The organism is Psychrobacter sp. 1044, assembly GCF_904846525.1.
Classification (GTDB): domain Bacteria; phylum Pseudomonadota; class Gammaproteobacteria; order Pseudomonadales; family Moraxellaceae; genus Psychrobacter.
In genome coordinates, this window is the sequence record NZ_CAJHAZ010000031.1 from 1 (window position 1) to 17,679 (window position 17,679).

Consider the following 17,679-nt stretch of genomic DNA (forward strand, 5'->3'; position numbering starts at 1 on the left):
CAAAGGCGGTACAGATACTGCTACAGAGACCATCACCGTCACGGCGGTCAATGATGCACCGATTGCGGTGAATGACAATAGCAATGGTATAAGTGGACAGCCAACTACCATTAACGTTATTAGCAATGACGCGGATCTTGAAAGTAATATTGATCCAAAAACAGTTAAGCTTATTGATTCTTTAGGTAATGAGGTTACAAGTTTAGTAGTCAAAGGTGAGGGCACTTGGACGGTTAATGTTACGACAGGTGCTGTCACCTTTACTCCTGTTAGCAACTTTAATTCTGATCCAACACCTGTCAAATATGTGGTATCTGACACTGGTGGTCTAAAATCCAATCAAGCAACCATTACTTTGGATTATCCGAATCTAAATCCTAATGCCAATCCTGATTCCAAAACCCTTACAGAAGATCTAGGATCATATAACGTAACTGGTAACGTATTAACTAACGATAATCTAGGCAATACGCCAACTCAAGACCTTACTTGGGGTAGTGAAACTGCCAATTATGGTAGCGTTACCAAAAATGCTGATGGCTCATATAGTTATACCTTGAACAATGCCAGTGCAAACGTACAAGCGCTTGCTAAAGATCAGGAAGTAACGGAAGTCTTTACCTATACTATTACCGATCAAGATGGTCAGACCTCAACTTCAAGTCTTACTATCACCATAACAGGTACTAACGATAGACCTGTTATTACTAATGGTGCTACCGCTGCTGGTGTTATCGATTCCAAACAGATTGTAGAGCAGACGGATAAGATATCTATTACTCAATCAGGGATGATCAACTTCACTGATGTAGATACGACTGATATCTTAACCCTTAATTATGTAAAAGCTCAGAATCAGTTCAGTTATGGTAGTGGTAATACTTTGACTTCCTTGACTAATGCGCAAAAGACAGCATTAGAGAACATATTTTCTGTAACTAAAACTGATAATAGCTCAGGTAATTGGAATATTAATGCGTCCAGTACCGCACTTGATTTTATTCCTGTAGGACAAAGCGTTACTATTCGTTATGCCGTACAAGTCAATGATGGTAAGGGTATCACGACCGTTGCTAATGGTAATGAGCTTAGCAGCAGTAGCGTACGCTATGTTGAGGTCACTATTACTGGTACTAATGACAATCCGATTTTGGTCAATGATACAGCCCGTATTCAAGAAGATAATTTACTTGCCGCTAATCTGTTTAGCAATGATACAAACGATATTGATTTTGGCGAAAAATTAACGGTAGAGTCTTATTCTATCAATGGTACGTCCTATCTAGTAACCGTGACCACAGGCAGTAACACAGCCAAAGATGTCACTATAGATACGGTTAAGATAGGTAGCATCGTTATTAATAGTGATGGCAGCTATACTTTCACCCCAGTGGCTAACTTCAGTGGCAAAGTTCCTGAGATCACAGTACAAGTATCAAACGGCTTAGCTAGCACCAATCCTAATCGATTCAATGGTGAGGAGAAGCTCAATATTACCGTCGATCCAGTATCGGATGGACCTGGTCTCACGGCAGTTAGCGTCTCAACGCCTGAGGATACAAAAGTCGCGCTAGGACTAAAAGCACCTACGATCACGGACAAGACTGACCTCGATGGGACTAGCAACTTTACTGATAATCCAGAACGTATTGGCTTAATTACCTTAAGTGGCGTTCCTAATGGCGCAGTATTGAGTTATGGTAGTACCAGCTTTACCTCAACAGGTAACAATATCACCGTACTAATAAGTGACTTTGTGACCGAAGGTAAAATCATTAGTAACCCTGGTACACCAACTATTACGATGACTAAGGCTGAGTTTGAGGGACTAGAATTAACTCCGCCTAGAGACAATGCTACGAACATCTCTATCAATATGTCCGCCACAGAATTTGAGGTGGATAATAGTGGTAGTGTGATTAAGGTAGATAGTAATGGAACTATAGTGACTACAGGAGGCAACGCCATTGCAGGGGCTACTACTACGGTCAAAGTTAATGTCGATGTTCAAGCGGTGACAGATAGCGCTACTAACAACGCAAGCGGCGACGATGCTAGCAGTTTTAGCTACCAGTCAGGTGCAGGGGTCGTTGATAGGACTTTGACCGTTACTCGTACAGAAAATGAATTTGTTGCACTGCCGATAACAACTACCTTTGGTGACTTAGTAGGCGGTACTGGTAATAAAGAGACTTATGGCTTTGTACTAAAAGGCTTAAACCCTGGCGCAATCGTTGAGTTTACGCCTGCGGGCAGCAGTACAGCAACGCTCTATACGGTTGATGCTACTGGTCAATTATTAATCGGCGCTACCCAAAACGGTAGTGGTGCTATTACTGGGACTAGTCTAGTTGCCGCAGGCGGTACTATGCCAAAAATCAGTATTAAGTCAGCAGAGTATGATTCAAAAGATATGAGCGGTATTACCGTATCGCTATACACTCAAGATCATGATGCTGACTCTGATCTTAACTCAACTCTTACTGGTATTCAGAAAGATGCCTCTATAGAGCTGATTGGTACAGTGAATGTCAACCTAACGGTTACGCCAGTAGCGGGTCAAGTCGCGATAACCTCTAACGCGATTAGTACAACAGAAGATACAGCGGTTACCCTTGATACCTTTGGCTTCAGAGTGCTTGATGATAAATCAGGTACTAACAGCACTAACCCTGAGACTATCACAAAGATTGAGTTTACATTGTTAGAAGGGTGGACCTATACCAATACTAGCGGCAGCACAGTAGGGGCAGCAGGCGGTACCACGATTAGTATAGATACTTCTAGTGTGACTAACCTCAATACCTTCTTAGGGGGATTATCTATTAAGCCGCCAGCGCAGTCCTCAAAAGATGCGAGTTTTGTGTTCAAAGTAACCAGCAAAGACATCGATGATGATGGCGGTGTTAACGTAGAAACTACAACGACGCTACCCGCTAAAAAAGTAACCGTCACTCCCGTTGCCGAAGTGGTTGGTGGACGTACTGATAGTGATGCGATAGATGATTTGACTATTAATCCAAATCATACCTATACAGCTAAGGCTAATGAGGACGCATCATTTAATCTTGGTACCAACGGTAGCTTTAGATTACAAACGGGTTGGTCAAATCAAGATGATACCGTCAACTTTGGTCAAGAGTCTCATACCGCTAACCCTAAAGATTCAGAAGAGACTTATGCTCACTTAAGCTTTGGCAATAAGGTAGATGGCGTAGGTGGTGTGTTTACGTCAGTAGTGGGTGCTGTCTTTAGTTATACCAAAAATAGCGTAGTCATAAACCTGACCGATAATGGTTCAGGGGTGGATATTCCAGCGGCTTATCTAAACAGCGTCACTGTCAAGCCACCATTGAACTATAGTGATTACAACTTAGCGAGTGGCGCTAGTACAGTCGTAAAAGTCCAAGCAAAAACTATCGACTATGATGAAGATACAGGAGCCAGTACTACGCCAGTAGTTAGTGGTGAGAGCTATCTAACCTTTGTAGTCAAAGGAGTAGCTGATCCAACGACATTAGCGGTTTCTCCTGCTATTGGTAATGAGGATCAAGCAATAGTCGGCGGTAATAAGCGTGATACTGCTGCCAATATGAGTACTGATATCAATCCTGCTGCGGGTATTCCATTAAAGATTACCCCAAGCTCACGGGATAATGATGGTTCTGAGACTTATAATGTGACTATCAGTGATATCCCAGTAGGAGCGAAGCTATATATTGATAATGGCACGACGATAACCGAAGTCTCTATCACAAGTGGTTCTGTAACCATCAATGACTATACGAATGCTGTAAAGAATCTATATCTCGTCCCAGCTGAGAATTATAGTGGTACTGTAGCACTAAAAGTATCCTCAACTAGTACAGAAATCGATGGTGACATTAGTGCGCCAAGTCCGCAGCTGACCCTATCTGTAAAAGTTAATGGTAAGGCTGATACTATCTCCAATGATAGCCTAAAAGTGATGACTGATAATGGCAAAAATTATAATTATGTCACTGATGAGGTGACGGTAGATGGTACCAGCACTATCGCAATGTCGAGTCTATTCGCTAATGTTAGTAATATAAATCCTTATGATAATGGCTCGCCAACAGCGGAACAGGTTGTTTATAGCGTTAAAGGATTGCCTGCAGGTTTTGACTTGTCAGGTGCAGGCGTTACCTTCTTGGGAGGTAGTGGTACAGGACGAGTATGGTCAGTCACTCTAGAAGCCCTAAAAGATAACACGGCTCAATTAAAAGTACCTAATAACTTTGCTGGTGACGTTAATTTTACTATTACGGGTACAACTACAGAGACAGGATCAGGAAACAGTGCTAGTCATGGTACCAAACCAGTCTCTATCTTAATAAAACCAGATGCCGCCGATAGTAAAATGAATAATCCGCAAATCATTGCCACTGAAGATTTGTGGACTACCATAAATTTCAAAACTGCTTTTGAGAGCAATGATACGGTGAATGTCGCTAACAAAGCGTCAGGTTATGAGGCGTTAGAGACGATCATCATCTCTGCTGATTTCTTATTAGCGAATGATTTGCTGTTACAGCTAGATGGTACTGGTGTGACACTTACTGCTGGTCAAAATATTACTATTAATGCCAGCCAAAAAGTGGAGTTTAAATATGATAATGATAAGTTGCATAGTGATAATTCTATCGATATTCCGTTTAGCTATACGTATACCGATAGTACAACACTAGTTGATGGATCAGTTATTAATACTACTTCACCAGTTATTAACGGCCAACTAGTCAATATAACTTTCCAAGCAGTCACTGACCAGCCATTCATCACCCTGAGCTCAACAGACAATACCATTAATAACAGCGGGATGGATGATACTTTATCGGTAACCGTCGCTATGAATTCACCAGATAAAGATGGTTCAGAGAGCTTTACCCGTTTAGAGGTCACAGATGTCCCTGAAGGACTGATTGTAGTAGGGGGTATACTGTCAGATAGTATATGGTATGTTGATATACCAAATACAGCTATTGCTACCAGTTCAGCGACCTACCAGCTGGTATTGGAGCTTAATAAAACCAGCCCTAACATTCCTGAAGGTACGTTCGCGATTAAGGTAACTGGCGTCACCCAAGATATCAATGGAGACGGTCGTGATGGTGGGGAAGCGCGTGCTACTCAAACTATTAATATCGTTCTGACTAGACCTACTGATGAAAGTAATGACCCTACTAATACGGCTACGTTGATTAATAATTTTGGCAAAGAGCCAACCGCACCATCACAGTCAAACGAGGATGCCAGTATATTATTGGGCAATATATTAAACGCCACCTTGGTCTCTGGTCTCTCAAAACCCGTAATCGCTTATACTTTCTTTATCAGTGATCTACCAGCAGGTACTGCGGTACAGAGCAGTAGTGGTGATGTTAGCATACAACAAGTCAATGGAATATATCTTATTGAAGTTAAAGAAGCCAGTAACCTCACTCCAGAACAGGCGCTTGACACCATTACAGTGACACCACCGCTCAACTTTAGTACCAACGTATCTGGAGCCAATCAGGATATTACTTTTGATGTGATATTTACCGCTTTGGATAGTGATGGTCGTGAGGATGTAACTACAATAAATGATGTTAAGGTCACAATAAAGCCACTAACTGATCCAATGGATGCCGCTGGTAAAAACACGGTCATACAGACCGCTGAAGATACTACTGTTAATATTAATATTAACTTAAAGAATAAAGCAGATGGCGATTATGTACAGCTTATCGATGGCAAGTTGTATATCCAACTTAATGAGACCCAGCTAGTCACAGGTACTGGGCCTGCTGGAGTATTGACTGACGCTAGTGGTAATGTGTTACTACCAGTTACATTATTAGCTAATGCTGTTGGTAATATCCCTGCTGGCACTTATTATGTTTTAAATATGGCAGATACTGATAGTTCTGTGAATGGTATAAATCCACCAGATAATATCACGATTAAATATACTCCTGCTGAAAACGCAGATGGTACCGCCAATATTAAGGTATATACCGCGCACAAAGAAGTCAGTGATATCGCAGGACATGATAGCGGTACGCTAACCTATGAGCATACTTATAATGTCAGTGTATCAAAGCAGCCTGATAATCTTAAAATAACCAGTAGTACCGATGGCTCTAGCGCGGTAGCTATTGGTAATGAGGATAGCTTCATTGCTATCAATTATAAAATCACTAATATCGATGAAGGCGATACGGCAGCTGCTATTAGTCTGGATAATATTCCAGATGGCTATGTGGTGTACTACACCAATAACAGCGGAGTGAAAGTAATTGCCAATAATAACGGTGACATAGATAGTGATGGCAATAACTTATGGTCAATAAACACTTCTAATTTAGGAGCAGCTGTTAATGGCGAGACTAGCAATATATTCATCAAGCCTCCTGAAAATATTAGTGGTACTGCTATAACAGGTATCGAGATAAAAGTTATTAATAATAGTGGTAGCATCAGCGATCCACTGATTATCGATCTTGATATCATACCTATCGCTGATGGCGTGACTTTTGACCCTACAACCATATTAGGCTCTCAAGGTAAGTGGGCACTACTGAATCTAAATGCTAGTATGATAGACGTAGATGGTAGTGAAACCGTGACCATGGTTATCACAGACAATGGCACAGCATTAACCGATGATGTGCTACGCTTTAGAGTCAAGAGTGATCCTAACGCTGTTCTTGATATCACTTGGAATGGTAATAGCTATACCATAACGGGAATCAAGCCTGAGCAAATCAATGATCTGCAGATTCAATCTTCAGTACCACTTGATGGTGATCTCAAATTTACGCTCAGTACAGTTGACTCTGCTGGCAGTATGAGTAACGTATCTACTCCTGTGACCAAACCAGTATTAGTTGATATTGAATTTACCTCTGTATTTGAGGGTGGGACAGAAGATGATATTCTCGATGCTTCTGGTCAAAATACAGCCGTGAGTTATAAAGGCGGTGCTGGCAACGATACGCTAATCGGTGGTAGCGGTAAAGATATCCTAGAAGGTGGTGCTGGTGATGACTTCCTAAGCGGCAATGCAGGCGCAGATACGCTACGTGGCGGTGCTGGTAACGATACGCTAGTATTCGCAGCTGACAACCTATTGATAGATGGTGGTATTGGTAATGATACTCTATTAATCAACATTGCTGATACTAGCATTAACTTTAGCAATTTTAATGCAGGGGTATTTGATAATATCGAGACCATTGATATGACGGGTAATGGTAAGCAGTCGTTATTCAATATCAAAACTAGCGACGTTATTGACATGACCGATAGCAATAATAAGTTATTTATTGATGGTGATAGCGCTGATCTGGTCTCTTTAGTAGGATTTACCAAACAAACTTCTACTGAAGCTGGATATAATCAGTATCAAAGCGCTACTGATGCAACTGTGAAGTTATATATTGATACGGACATTACCCCTACGATAATATAATTGGGACAAGTGAACTGACCCCCATAAGTTGTGTCCAACTTATGGGGGTCGGTTCATAAGTTGAGGTTTTTTAATTATCCTGCATATCGAAAGCCATAATTAATTATGGCTTTTGGTATTAAAATTAAAGCTATTGATCTGCCTGCACGTTATCTTTGCTATCTGTGACTGCTGGTAGTGAAGTAATAGGGGTGATACGGTAGTCGTATTGTACTGAAGGCGCTGCCGTTACAATCTTATTAGAGGGTTTGTCTGATTGATACTGTTGTATCTGGCTTTGATTGTAGCTTTTAACTTCGCCAATAAGTTTAGAAAGTTGCTCAGTATCCTTATCGATGTCAGCATCTAATTGTTGATATTCTTTAGTTTGTTTAAGCGTATATTCAGGCTGCTCTCGTTGAGTGTCGAGGACTGAATTAGTATTGGGTTTTAAATTGTTGTTAGCATTAAGCCTTGATGCTTGCTCTACTGAGGAGTTACTATTTTGTTGTGCCGCGTTTTGAACAGTAGACGTTGGCTGTTGAGCGATGAGCGTATTTTTATCAGCTAAATTATTTTCGGTATTTGCTACCATATTAATGTTAGTAGTACTTGTCTTATTAGTTTGCAGGTCATTCGATTGGATAGCCATGGTTTTTTTATCATCGAATGGTGTTAACCCGTCATCTTCTATAACAGAAGTGGATACTAAGCCATTGTCATTAAGCGATGAAACTTCTGTTGATGATTCCTTATCATTAAAGACCGTAAAATAGATGACCACTGTAACCAACACATGGATTAATATTGCTAGCGTAATAGCTACGGGCGATCGGTCTTTTGGTCTTTTTAGCTGATTAGATGGTGGTAATAATTGAGTCATAAGGTTGTGATCCATACGGCAAAAATAGGGATTTAATAGATAGTTTATATTAAATAATTGTTATAATTTCTTGCTGTACTGTATATTATTGTTCTACCATTATGCCTCTTAGAGTATTTGTTTAGGCGGTAAATAAAGTTTTAAACTTAAGTGTCGTCCTATATAACAAGTAACAGACTCGCATTTTTATTAAAAATTTCCAATGAGTCAATCATATGTATCTCATTTGCTAGTATTTGCATCTTCCATTTGTCTAAAGCAGAACTGAATGAATGTTTATCAGTACAATTTACCCATGAAAACATCAATTAATAAAGTGTTCGCTATGAAGCGAGTATGGCATAGCATAGCTTTTAGTATGCTATCTATATCATTATCAGGTACAGCATTTGCCAATGCTGACACTTACATGAATACGCTTATTAATCAAGCGATTCAAAGCCATCCCTTAATAGGTTCAGCGCGAGCAGAACAACAGGCGACTACCGAAAGCATTCGTGCGGCAAAGCTGAATATGTTACCAGCTCCAACGCTATCTACGGGTTATGACCGAGAGGACGGAATGATATCACAGCTACAGATTAGACAATCGCTGTGGACGGGTGGAAAGTTGACTGCCAATGTGAATCAAGCCATATTTGATGATAAAGCAGCGACAGAATATGTTTATGAGCAACAAAATCAAGTTGCTAAAACTACTATTGAAGCGTGGCAGAGCTATATTACCGCCGTATCTAAACAGAGTGTTTATTATGACAACTTACAGCTGCTAGCAGAATTTGAGTCAATGATGCAGCGCCGTGTGAGTCAAGGTGTATCCGCTCGTATTGAATTAGACCTAGTCACTAATCGCATTTTACAGGAGCAAAATGCTTATCAAGGAGCTGTTGAACAACAGCGTATTGCTATTGCTCGACTAGAACAAATTGCGGGACGTCGGATAGCAGTGGCTGGTTTACCAACACCGAACTTGAGCGAAATTGTTAGCCGTGCTAAAAGCTCCTCACAAGCTTTTGAGAAAATGGCATTTGACCAAGCCAGTTTTTATAGTCCCACAGTGATAAAAGAGCATTATCGTGTTGAAGCCGCCAAGCAAGGGGTGAAATCGATACAGTCATCGCGTTATCCAACTTTGTATGCGCAATATGAATATGACTACTATCATGATAACAATAATGACAATGATAATAATAACGGATTCTCAGTAGGGCTTAGCTATGACCCAGGTGCAGGACTTTCTAATTTAGCGTTAGCGAAAGCGTCAGAGTCACGCGTTAACAGCTTAGTACAGTCAAAAGAAGCATCAAGACGTCTGGTACTTGAAACCATACAAACGCAGTATCAGCAATTTGCTAGCGCTCAAGATCAAGAGCGCTCATTAATTGCAGCAGTTGCAGGGGCTCAGATTGTCGTCAGCTCCTATCGCCGTCAGTTCATCGCTGGGCGCAAATCTTGGCTTGAAGTACTCAATGCAGTACGTGAGCATTCACAATATCAGATACAGCTGGTAGAAAGTCGAACTGCTATTATTGCAGCCTACTATAAACTACAGGTTGATTTTGGCATGATGTCGTGGCAACAGTTCGATAAAAGTCGTCAGCCAACTGAATTATTTCATCCTCTAGACCCCGTCAAAAACTGGTTTATGAATCAAAGTGATACTAGACCGAAAACTGTAGTGAGACAAGATAACGATATCAAGACCTATCCTATTAATCAGGATGTTAGCTATGACGTTACTGATACTAGCTATAATAATAACTTGTTATTATCAGACGAACCTTAAATATATAGCCAACTAAATATAAATACGTCATTTTAAATATAAAGCTCTCTTCTTATTCACGCTGAGTGATTATTACAATATGGCTAATCAGTAGGATATGTTCATCATGAGTACATCTGTTCCAGATTCAAATAGCCAGACATCTGACGGTAAGCTGGTAGTGACACCCGATTTGCAACCGTTGATAACGTTAGCATCAGATGAGCTACACAACGCGCAAGCAGTACAGCTGTCAGCGGCGTTACATACCTTACTAACGGAGCAAGGGTATCCTGTTGATAATGTCAGGCTAAATGGCGTGATTTATCAACAGCAGGATTTACTAGCACTTTCTAGTATCATTAGTGTGCTTAATCAACTAGGAATTGAGCAATTACCAGAAGTTTTTCCAGTACCAGATGCTGCATTTTTACCATTACTGGCTTTGCATCCTACGCAGGGTTGGGGCGTCATTAATCAAAAAAATCCGCAAGGACTATGGCAGTTCAGTCAACTGGGACAGACAAGCGCTTATCGTAGTGACGCGTTTTCACACCTGTTGCGTGTTCGTTTAGGGGACGAGCCTAGCAAGCGTAGGCAGTTCTCGTTTGATCAATTGCTCAAAAAAGACTTGAGGAACTATCGTGGTATCGTCGTTGAAGCGGTAGTCGCCTCATTCTTAATTAATATGTTAGCACTAGCTGTATCCCTATTCTCAATGCAAGTTTATGACCGTGTCATCCCAACGCGTAGCGAGTACACGCTGATTATTTTGGCAAGTGGCGTAGGCTTGGTTATTTTATTCGAAACTTTTATGAAGTTCGCCCGCTCAAAGATTATGGATAAAGTAGTGGTCAATCTTGATCAATATTTATCCCGTGAAGTGTTCCAACGTCTGTTAAATGTGCGAATTGATCAAATGCCAGGATCGGTGGGTTCGATGGCAGCGCAGCTACGCGGTTATGAGCAAGTCAGAGGGTTTTATACTGCCAGCACCTTATTCGGTCTTGTTGATATTCCAATGGCTATTATATTTGTGACGCTAATCGTCATCATTGGTAATCCTTTAGTGGCTTTGGTTCCTATTGTTGCCGCTGTTCTCGCTATAATACTAGGATTCGGTGCACGTAGAAAAATCGACAGTATTGCGGCAATTGGCGCAGCAGCATCTTATCGTAAAACAGGCATCCTTGTTGAGACAGTAGAAGGTGTCGAGACTATCAAGGCCGGATCAGGGAATTGGAAGTTTTTATCACGTTGGCTTGATGTGATGAGCATTACGACTAAGAATGATCTGGATATGAAGCATGCCAATGACAATCTGAGCTATCTGTCGCAGATGATTCAACAGACCAGCTATGTTGGTATCGTGATTGTCGGCTCGTTTGTAGTAATGTCAGGCGATATGACAATGGGTGGACTCATTGCATGCTCGATCCTAGGTGGCCGTATCTTGGCTCCGATAATGGCTATTCCTAACTTGCTAGTACAACATTCGCATGCCAAAGCTGCCAAGCTTAATATTGAACAACTATTCTCACTAGAGCAAGACAATCACGGTGTCAGTCATCCATTATCGCCTAGCAAAATCGCTGGTAATTTTAATTTAAATAAAGTTATTTTTAATTATCAAAATAATGACCAGCCTGCACTAGCAATTAGTAGCCTGAATATAACAGCGGGTGAGCGTGTTGCAGTATTGGGTCCTATCGGTTCAGGTAAATCGACTTTACTAAAAGTACTATCAGGGCTGTATGCTCCTACCCAAGGCAGGATATTACTAGACGGATTAGATATTCAGCAGATTAGTCGTCAGTCTGTGAGTGAACAAGTCGGTTATCTGCAACAAGATCATCGTTTGTTCGAAGGCACACTGCGAGAGAACCTATTGATTGGCCTACCAGCGCCCAGTGATGATGTGATGCGCGACGCCCTCGTCAAGACTGGACTGATCAAGCTGGTAGCCAGCCACTCTAGTGGTTTAGATTTACCGATTAGTGAAGGCGGCAAAGGGTTGTCAGGGGGTCAAAAACAATTGGTAGCATTTACCCGTTTGCTACTGACGAAACCTTCCATATTGTTGATGGACGAACCGACTGCTTCTATGGATAATCGGCAAGAACTACAATGTATTGAGGTACTCAAAAAAGAATTTGGACAAGGACAAACTCTCATTGTTTCCACGCATAAAATGCCACTCCTCCAATTGGTCGATCGCATTATTATTATGGACAATCAAAAAATCGTAATGGATGGTCCTAAAGCACAAGTTCTTGAGCAATTAAAAGGCAATGATGAGCAGAAAACTGCTAATAAACCGTCAATCAAAGTCAGTACACCTAGAGTGAAAGTGATCAGTAATAAGACTGCAAGTATCTCATCAAAAAATAAAGATGAACGTGATAACTTAGGGCAGGATAATGGATAACTATAAATATAAACCTCATGACCCTAAAGTTGGACGTACGCGCATCATTATTTGGGGCTCGCTGATCGGGATAATCATATTAGTTGTTTGGGCCTATTTTGCCCAAATTGATCAAGTCACAAGGGCGACAGGGACTATCATTGCTAGTGCCCGCACACAAGATATCCAAGCCGTAGAAGGTGGTGTATTGACTGAGATATTAGTCAAAGAAGGCAAGGATGTCACTAAAGGACAGCTGATAGTTACTTTAGAAGAAGAGCGTGCGCAAGCAGCCGTTGCTAATTCAGGCTCTAAAATAGCAGCACTTAAAGCCAAGCTTGCGCGTCTTGAGGCTGAGATATTTGAGCGACCATTAGTATTTCCGGAAGGCATCAAGAACTATAGTGAATATATAAAAAACCAAACTCAACTTTATAACCGTCGCAAGCAAGCGATTGACCAAGATGTCAGCTCACTACAAAAGATGATGGTCTTGGCACAGCAAGAGCTGAGTATGAATGAGCCATTATTATCGTATGGTGATGTGAGTCAGGCTGATGTCATAAAGTTGCGTCGGCAAGTAGCTGAAATTCAAGCTCAAATTACTAATAAGCGTAATAAATATTTTGAAGAAGCCCAATTAGAGATGACCAAAGCGCAAGAGGAATTAAATACTGAACTTGAGCAATTGCGTGATCATTCGCAAGTATTAGAAGAAAAGAAATTATTTGCACCGACAGATGGTACGGTGAAAAATATTTTGGTGACGACCATTGGAGGGGTAGTTAAACCAGGAGAAATCATTATGGAGATATTGCCGACCAGTAGTGATTTGATTGTTGAGGCTAAGGTAAGCCCTGTAGATATTGCCTATGTAAAGGAGCAACAAGTTGCTAGCGTCAAGCTGGACGCCTACGATTATTCTATCTTTGGTGCGATGACTGGTAACGTTGTGTATATAAGCCCTGATACCTTAATGGAGCAAACGCCAAAAGGCGAAGAACCGTATTACCGTATACAGATCAAAATTACGGGAGCTGAATTCTCTGGGCGCCGTGATGAAATTGTTATTAAGCCCGGTATGACGGCATCTGTCGATATCAAATCACGACAGCGTTCGGTATTATCATATCTAACTAAACCACTTACCAAAACATTTTCTGAAGGCTTGGGAGAGCGTTAGAGGTTAGCTCTGCTGAATAAACTCAATCGCTCCGACTATATCGAATGTTAATCTTCTTGAGTGATGCAGTAATGCCTGACAGGGTTAAATTATCATAATACCGTTTTTCAAACTCAAAAGCTGAGGAGCTATGCTGAAAAAACTGTAGAACCAAACTTGGTAAACTAACGACTCAATGAGGAGTTTAACATGATTAAGAAAATCAGAACCTATAGTGCAACATTCAAAGCTGAAGCCGTCAAGAAGATAGCTGAAAATAATGGCAATGTCTCAGCGACCGCAAAGCAGCTCAGTATCGCTATGCAGGCTTTATCTAATTGGTAAAACAAAGCTGATGAAGGCAAACTTATCGGCACTAAGCAGTATGACCCTGAACTCATTGCTATACTAGAAGAAAATAAACGCCGTAAACGTGATTTCAAAGTTGCCTAGGAAGAGCGAGACATTCTAAATGAGGAACGACTAGCAAAGCACTGCTTTGCAGCGACATAAGGCAACAGCTATAGTTAAAGAGCTTATAAATTGCCACACAGCCATAAGAAATAAAAGAACAAGGTATCAACACAATCTAGCCGCCACTCTTTACGTTTTTGTTTGACCCAAGCCCACATCTGCTCGATAGGATTCAAATCAGGACTGTAAGGCGGCAACCATAAAATAGTGTGATTTGCACTTTCTATAAGTTCAGTCGTGTCTTTCCGCTTATGAAAGGTTGCATTATCCATAACGATTACACTGTCTTTCGGTAAGCTTGGTAGCAGCAGTTGTTCAACCCAGCTATGAAATACATCACTATTGACACTGCGATCATAAAGTCCAACAGCGAACAGCTGATTATTGTAAATAGCACCTATCGCATTGGTTTGGTTTTTAAGCTGCCAGTTGTATTGTCCAAAGCATTTTTTACCTCTATTAGAGTAACCGTGAGGCCTGTTCTCATGAGATTTAAAACCACTTTCATCAAGATAGATAATAGGCTTATCATCAAGTTTAAATTGCGCTAACTTTTCAAAAAATATAAAACGTTTTTCATCATCCACTTTTGGATGAGTTAAGCTCTTTTTTTTGGGTGATGCCGATTCGTTTTAAAGCGATACCTATCGCTCTTTGAGTGCAGTTAAAGCACCGAGCTCGCTCGTGCTGATAGTCATCAGGATAAGCGTCTACATAAGCTCTCAGTAAATCATCGTCTATCTTTGTCGGGGTAAATTGACGTCTTTTACGCTCAGGAAATGTTTTCCAACGCTGAATAGTGTTGGTGCTAATTTGATACTCCTCTGCAAGTTGTCGAATGCTATAGCCTTCTTCAAGCTTGCTCAGGATCAGTTGTCGGTAGTCTTTTGAGTATGCCATATTATATACTGTAGCGGATTTATGTTTCTTTTACTATAGGCTCACAGTGGGGCTAGAATCCAAAAAGGGTTTTGGCTATAAAACGCCAAGACAGGTGTGGTTTGACTTTTATCGTCAGGCTGCGTAACTAAAACCTCTCAGGTTTAACTGTACGGATTTGAAGGCAGGGGTCAGTATGGGCATGAGTGAGTTCTATGGAGACAGTGACGATAGTCAATCGTTAGCGTTACTTGATAAAGCATTGAATCTTGGCATTAATTTCTTTGATAGTGCTGATACTTATGGTTTTGGTCACAATGAAACGTTACTAGGACAATTTATAGCCGCACATAAAGCGCAGCGAGAGCAAATAGTGATTGCCACTAAGTTCGGTATTGTCCGCGCCAAGGATCAATATGAGCGTCGTTTAGATAACAGCCCTGATTATATTAAGCAGACTTGCCATAACTCTTTACAGCGGTTGGGCACAGATTATATTGACTTATATTATTGCCATCGCCGTGACCACAACACGCCGATTGAAGACATGATGCAGACGTTAAGCGCTTTAGTAAAGCAAGGAGATATACGCGGTATCGGTCTATCTATCGGTCTATCTGAGGTTTCAAGCGAGACTTTGCGTCAAGCGCATGCCATTCATCCTATCACAGCGGTACAAAGCGAGTATTCGCTTTGGTCGCGGCAACCAGAAGAGGAGCTATTAGAGACGTGTCGTGAGTTGGGTGTCAGTTTTGTCGCTTATAGTCCATTGGGACGGGCTTTTTTAACCGGTAAGCTTGATACTGAGAGTTTGGAAGCAGGCGATTTTCGTCATGCTGTACCGCGCTTAAACGGAGAAGCGCTCACTAATAATCAGCAGATAGTAAAGCAGTTCAGTAAGCTAGCTACCGAATGGCAATACAGTAATGCCCAGCTTTGTCTGGCATGGCTACTAAATAAACATCCGCATGTCATTCCTATCGCGGGTACACGTCACGAAAAATATCTCATAGAAAATGCCCAAGCAACCAAGATTACGCTTAAGCCCGAGCAAATAGATAAGCTGGATGAATTATTTAATACCTGTAATATTGCTGGCGAGCGTTATCCAGAAGCAGGGTGGGGTGGTATTGAGAAGTAGTTGAGAAAGATTGATGATATAGACCTTATCAGGTGGTGAGAAACAGCGCTAGGCTATCGTAGGGGTGCTAATGCAAAACCCCAATATTTACAACCTTACAAGCCATTCAACTCATGCAGGAACGCCGCACCGCTTTAATATCGGCTGTTGTTACTGGTAAGATTGATGTTCGCGGCTGGCGAGCACCTGCTAATGGGAGTTAGAATATATATGGTGCGATTCGTGCATCATTTAAATCGAAAATGCAATTGTTCCGTAAAACGCACCATTGCAAGATTAGCATCTTAACCAAAAACCATCTTCACTAAGACTCTTTACGACGGTGTGATGTATATTATCTCTTACTGTTCAAAATCGATTTCGTCTGGTGATTTAAACTCAAGCCCTAACTTTTTAAGAAAATTCTTACCTTTCCAGTTATTATTTATGCTAATCAGATTGGGTAGCTTCTCAGATTGAACTATTATTTTAATTACAGCTTTTAAAGCTTCTCTTTGTCTAAGTTGATCGTAGGCGATGCCTAAATATAAGCATCCCATAAAAATCCAAAAAATCAGATCTGATACTTCTACTTTTTTACTTAAAGGTAGACCGAAATAGTTGATTAAGACTACCGTAATTGGAACAAGTATCATTAATATACCGAGCAAAAAATATAAGAACCCTGAAACATTCACTACCTTTCGATTGAAAATTAACCAAGGTTTGTAATTTACGACTATATTGCTGTCTTTGAATTCTAGATGATGTGCAGCTCGCTTTAAATCTTCGCAATCAATATTAGTATCAGGTTGACACTCTATTTTTAATGCAATGTCTCTATATTTTTTGCTAAGATTTAAACCATATATTTTTTTGAAAACGGCTCTATCTCTTGTGTCCATAAGACTTGCTTTCATCTGATCGCTTAGTCCATCTTCGTAGCCTTTGGTATTGATTATTTGTTTGAACTTGGACATCTCAAAATCAATATAGCTATCTTTAAAAAACTTGAGTAAAGGTAAAAATGAAATAATAATAAGGATTACTACAGCTATAGGCTTTATTTCATCAGGTATATTCGTTATGTCCATAAAACAGTCTCATCAAATTAATTTTGAATAGTCATACAAACTATCTAACTCATACATGAAGGTTGCATCGCTTTAATATTTATAGCGGTCACAGGTAAGATTGAATTAAGGGGTTGTAATGAGACTGATTAAGGACTGCTAATTTAAATTAAACTCATATACTTTAAACGTTTTTGTTCTAACTAATAAAAAAACAGACAATAAAAAGCCCCTAGTCTTGAGCTCCAACCACATAGATTGGCAAAACCAGGGGAGTTGTTACTTTTAATTATAGCAGTTAGCGAAAAGATAAAACAATGAGTACTATTAATTTGAAGCTTGCTCATCGACAAGTGCTTGTGCCAGCTCTGGTATTCTTTCTGCATATAGTCAGTTCAAAACAAAAGTGTTATGTCTAGGACAAACATCATAAAATAATTTGGATAAGTCATTTTCCATC

At 40.5% G+C, this 17,679-nt stretch carries 9 protein-coding genes and 1 pseudogene; 6 read left to right on the forward strand and 4 right to left on the reverse strand.

Translation table 11 applies throughout. From position 1 onward, the window contains the following. On the forward strand, positions 1-7,477 hold a 7,477-nt coding region (locus JMX82_RS13540), incomplete at its 5' end, for an Ig-like domain-containing protein (protein WP_201540923.1). A 130-nt stretch (positions 7,478-7,607) separates the two neighbouring features. Here the strand turns inward: JMX82_RS13540 and JMX82_RS13545 are convergent. Then, complete coding sequence (locus JMX82_RS13545; RefSeq protein ID WP_201540924.1) at positions 7,608-8,339, reverse strand: hypothetical protein; 732 nt, start codon at positions 8,337-8,339, stop codon at positions 7,608-7,610. A 358-nt stretch (positions 8,340-8,697) separates the two neighbouring features. On the opposite strand from JMX82_RS13545, the gene JMX82_RS13550 reads away from it, so the two are divergent. The 4 genes and pseudogenes from JMX82_RS13550 to JMX82_RS13565 form a co-directional block, all read left to right on the forward strand. Then, complete coding sequence (locus JMX82_RS13550) at positions 8,698-10,125, forward strand: TolC family protein (RefSeq protein ID WP_227676800.1); 1,428 nt, start codon at positions 8,698-8,700, stop codon at positions 10,123-10,125. A gap of 106 nt (positions 10,126-10,231) precedes the next feature. Further along, complete coding sequence (locus tag JMX82_RS13555; RefSeq protein ID WP_201540925.1) at positions 10,232-12,532, forward strand: type I secretion system permease/ATPase; 2,301 nt, start codon at positions 10,232-10,234, stop codon at positions 12,530-12,532. Beyond that, positions 12,525-13,694, forward strand: coding sequence for an HlyD family efflux transporter periplasmic adaptor subunit (locus JMX82_RS13560; protein WP_201540926.1), 1,170 nt, complete (start codon positions 12,525-12,527; stop codon positions 13,692-13,694). Before JMX82_RS13555 ends, JMX82_RS13560 begins: the two co-directional genes overlap by 8 nt. Positions 13,695-13,883: 189 nt before the next feature. Next, a pseudogene (locus tag JMX82_RS13565) lies at positions 13,884-14,123 on the forward strand (transposase); the annotation flags it as partial. 86 nt (positions 14,124-14,209) lie between these two features. On the opposite strand, the gene JMX82_RS13570 reads toward JMX82_RS13565, so the two are convergent. Next, entirely contained in the window at positions 14,210-14,734 is a 525-nt protein-coding gene (locus tag JMX82_RS13570; protein WP_201540927.1) for an IS630 family transposase, read from the reverse strand. Next, entirely contained in the window at positions 14,727-15,047 is a 321-nt protein-coding gene (locus JMX82_RS13575; RefSeq protein ID WP_201540928.1) for an IS630 transposase-related protein, read from the reverse strand. The genes JMX82_RS13570 and JMX82_RS13575 overlap by 8 nt, the downstream gene beginning before the upstream one ends. Positions 15,048-15,228: 181 nt before the next feature. On the opposite strand from JMX82_RS13575, the gene JMX82_RS13580 reads away from it, so the two are divergent. Next, positions 15,229-16,167: an aldo/keto reductase gene (locus JMX82_RS13580; protein WP_265089329.1), complete on the forward strand. Its 939-nt coding sequence runs from the start codon at positions 15,229-15,231 to the stop codon at positions 16,165-16,167. Between the two features lie 341 nt (positions 16,168-16,508). On the opposite strand, the gene JMX82_RS13585 is transcribed toward JMX82_RS13580, so the two are convergent. Then, the gene (locus JMX82_RS13585; RefSeq protein ID WP_045455863.1) at positions 16,509-17,240 is read right to left on the reverse strand and encodes a hypothetical protein; all 732 of its coding nucleotides are present in this window, start codon (positions 17,238-17,240) and stop codon (positions 16,509-16,511) included. Positions 17,241-17,679: the final 439 nt, after the last annotated feature.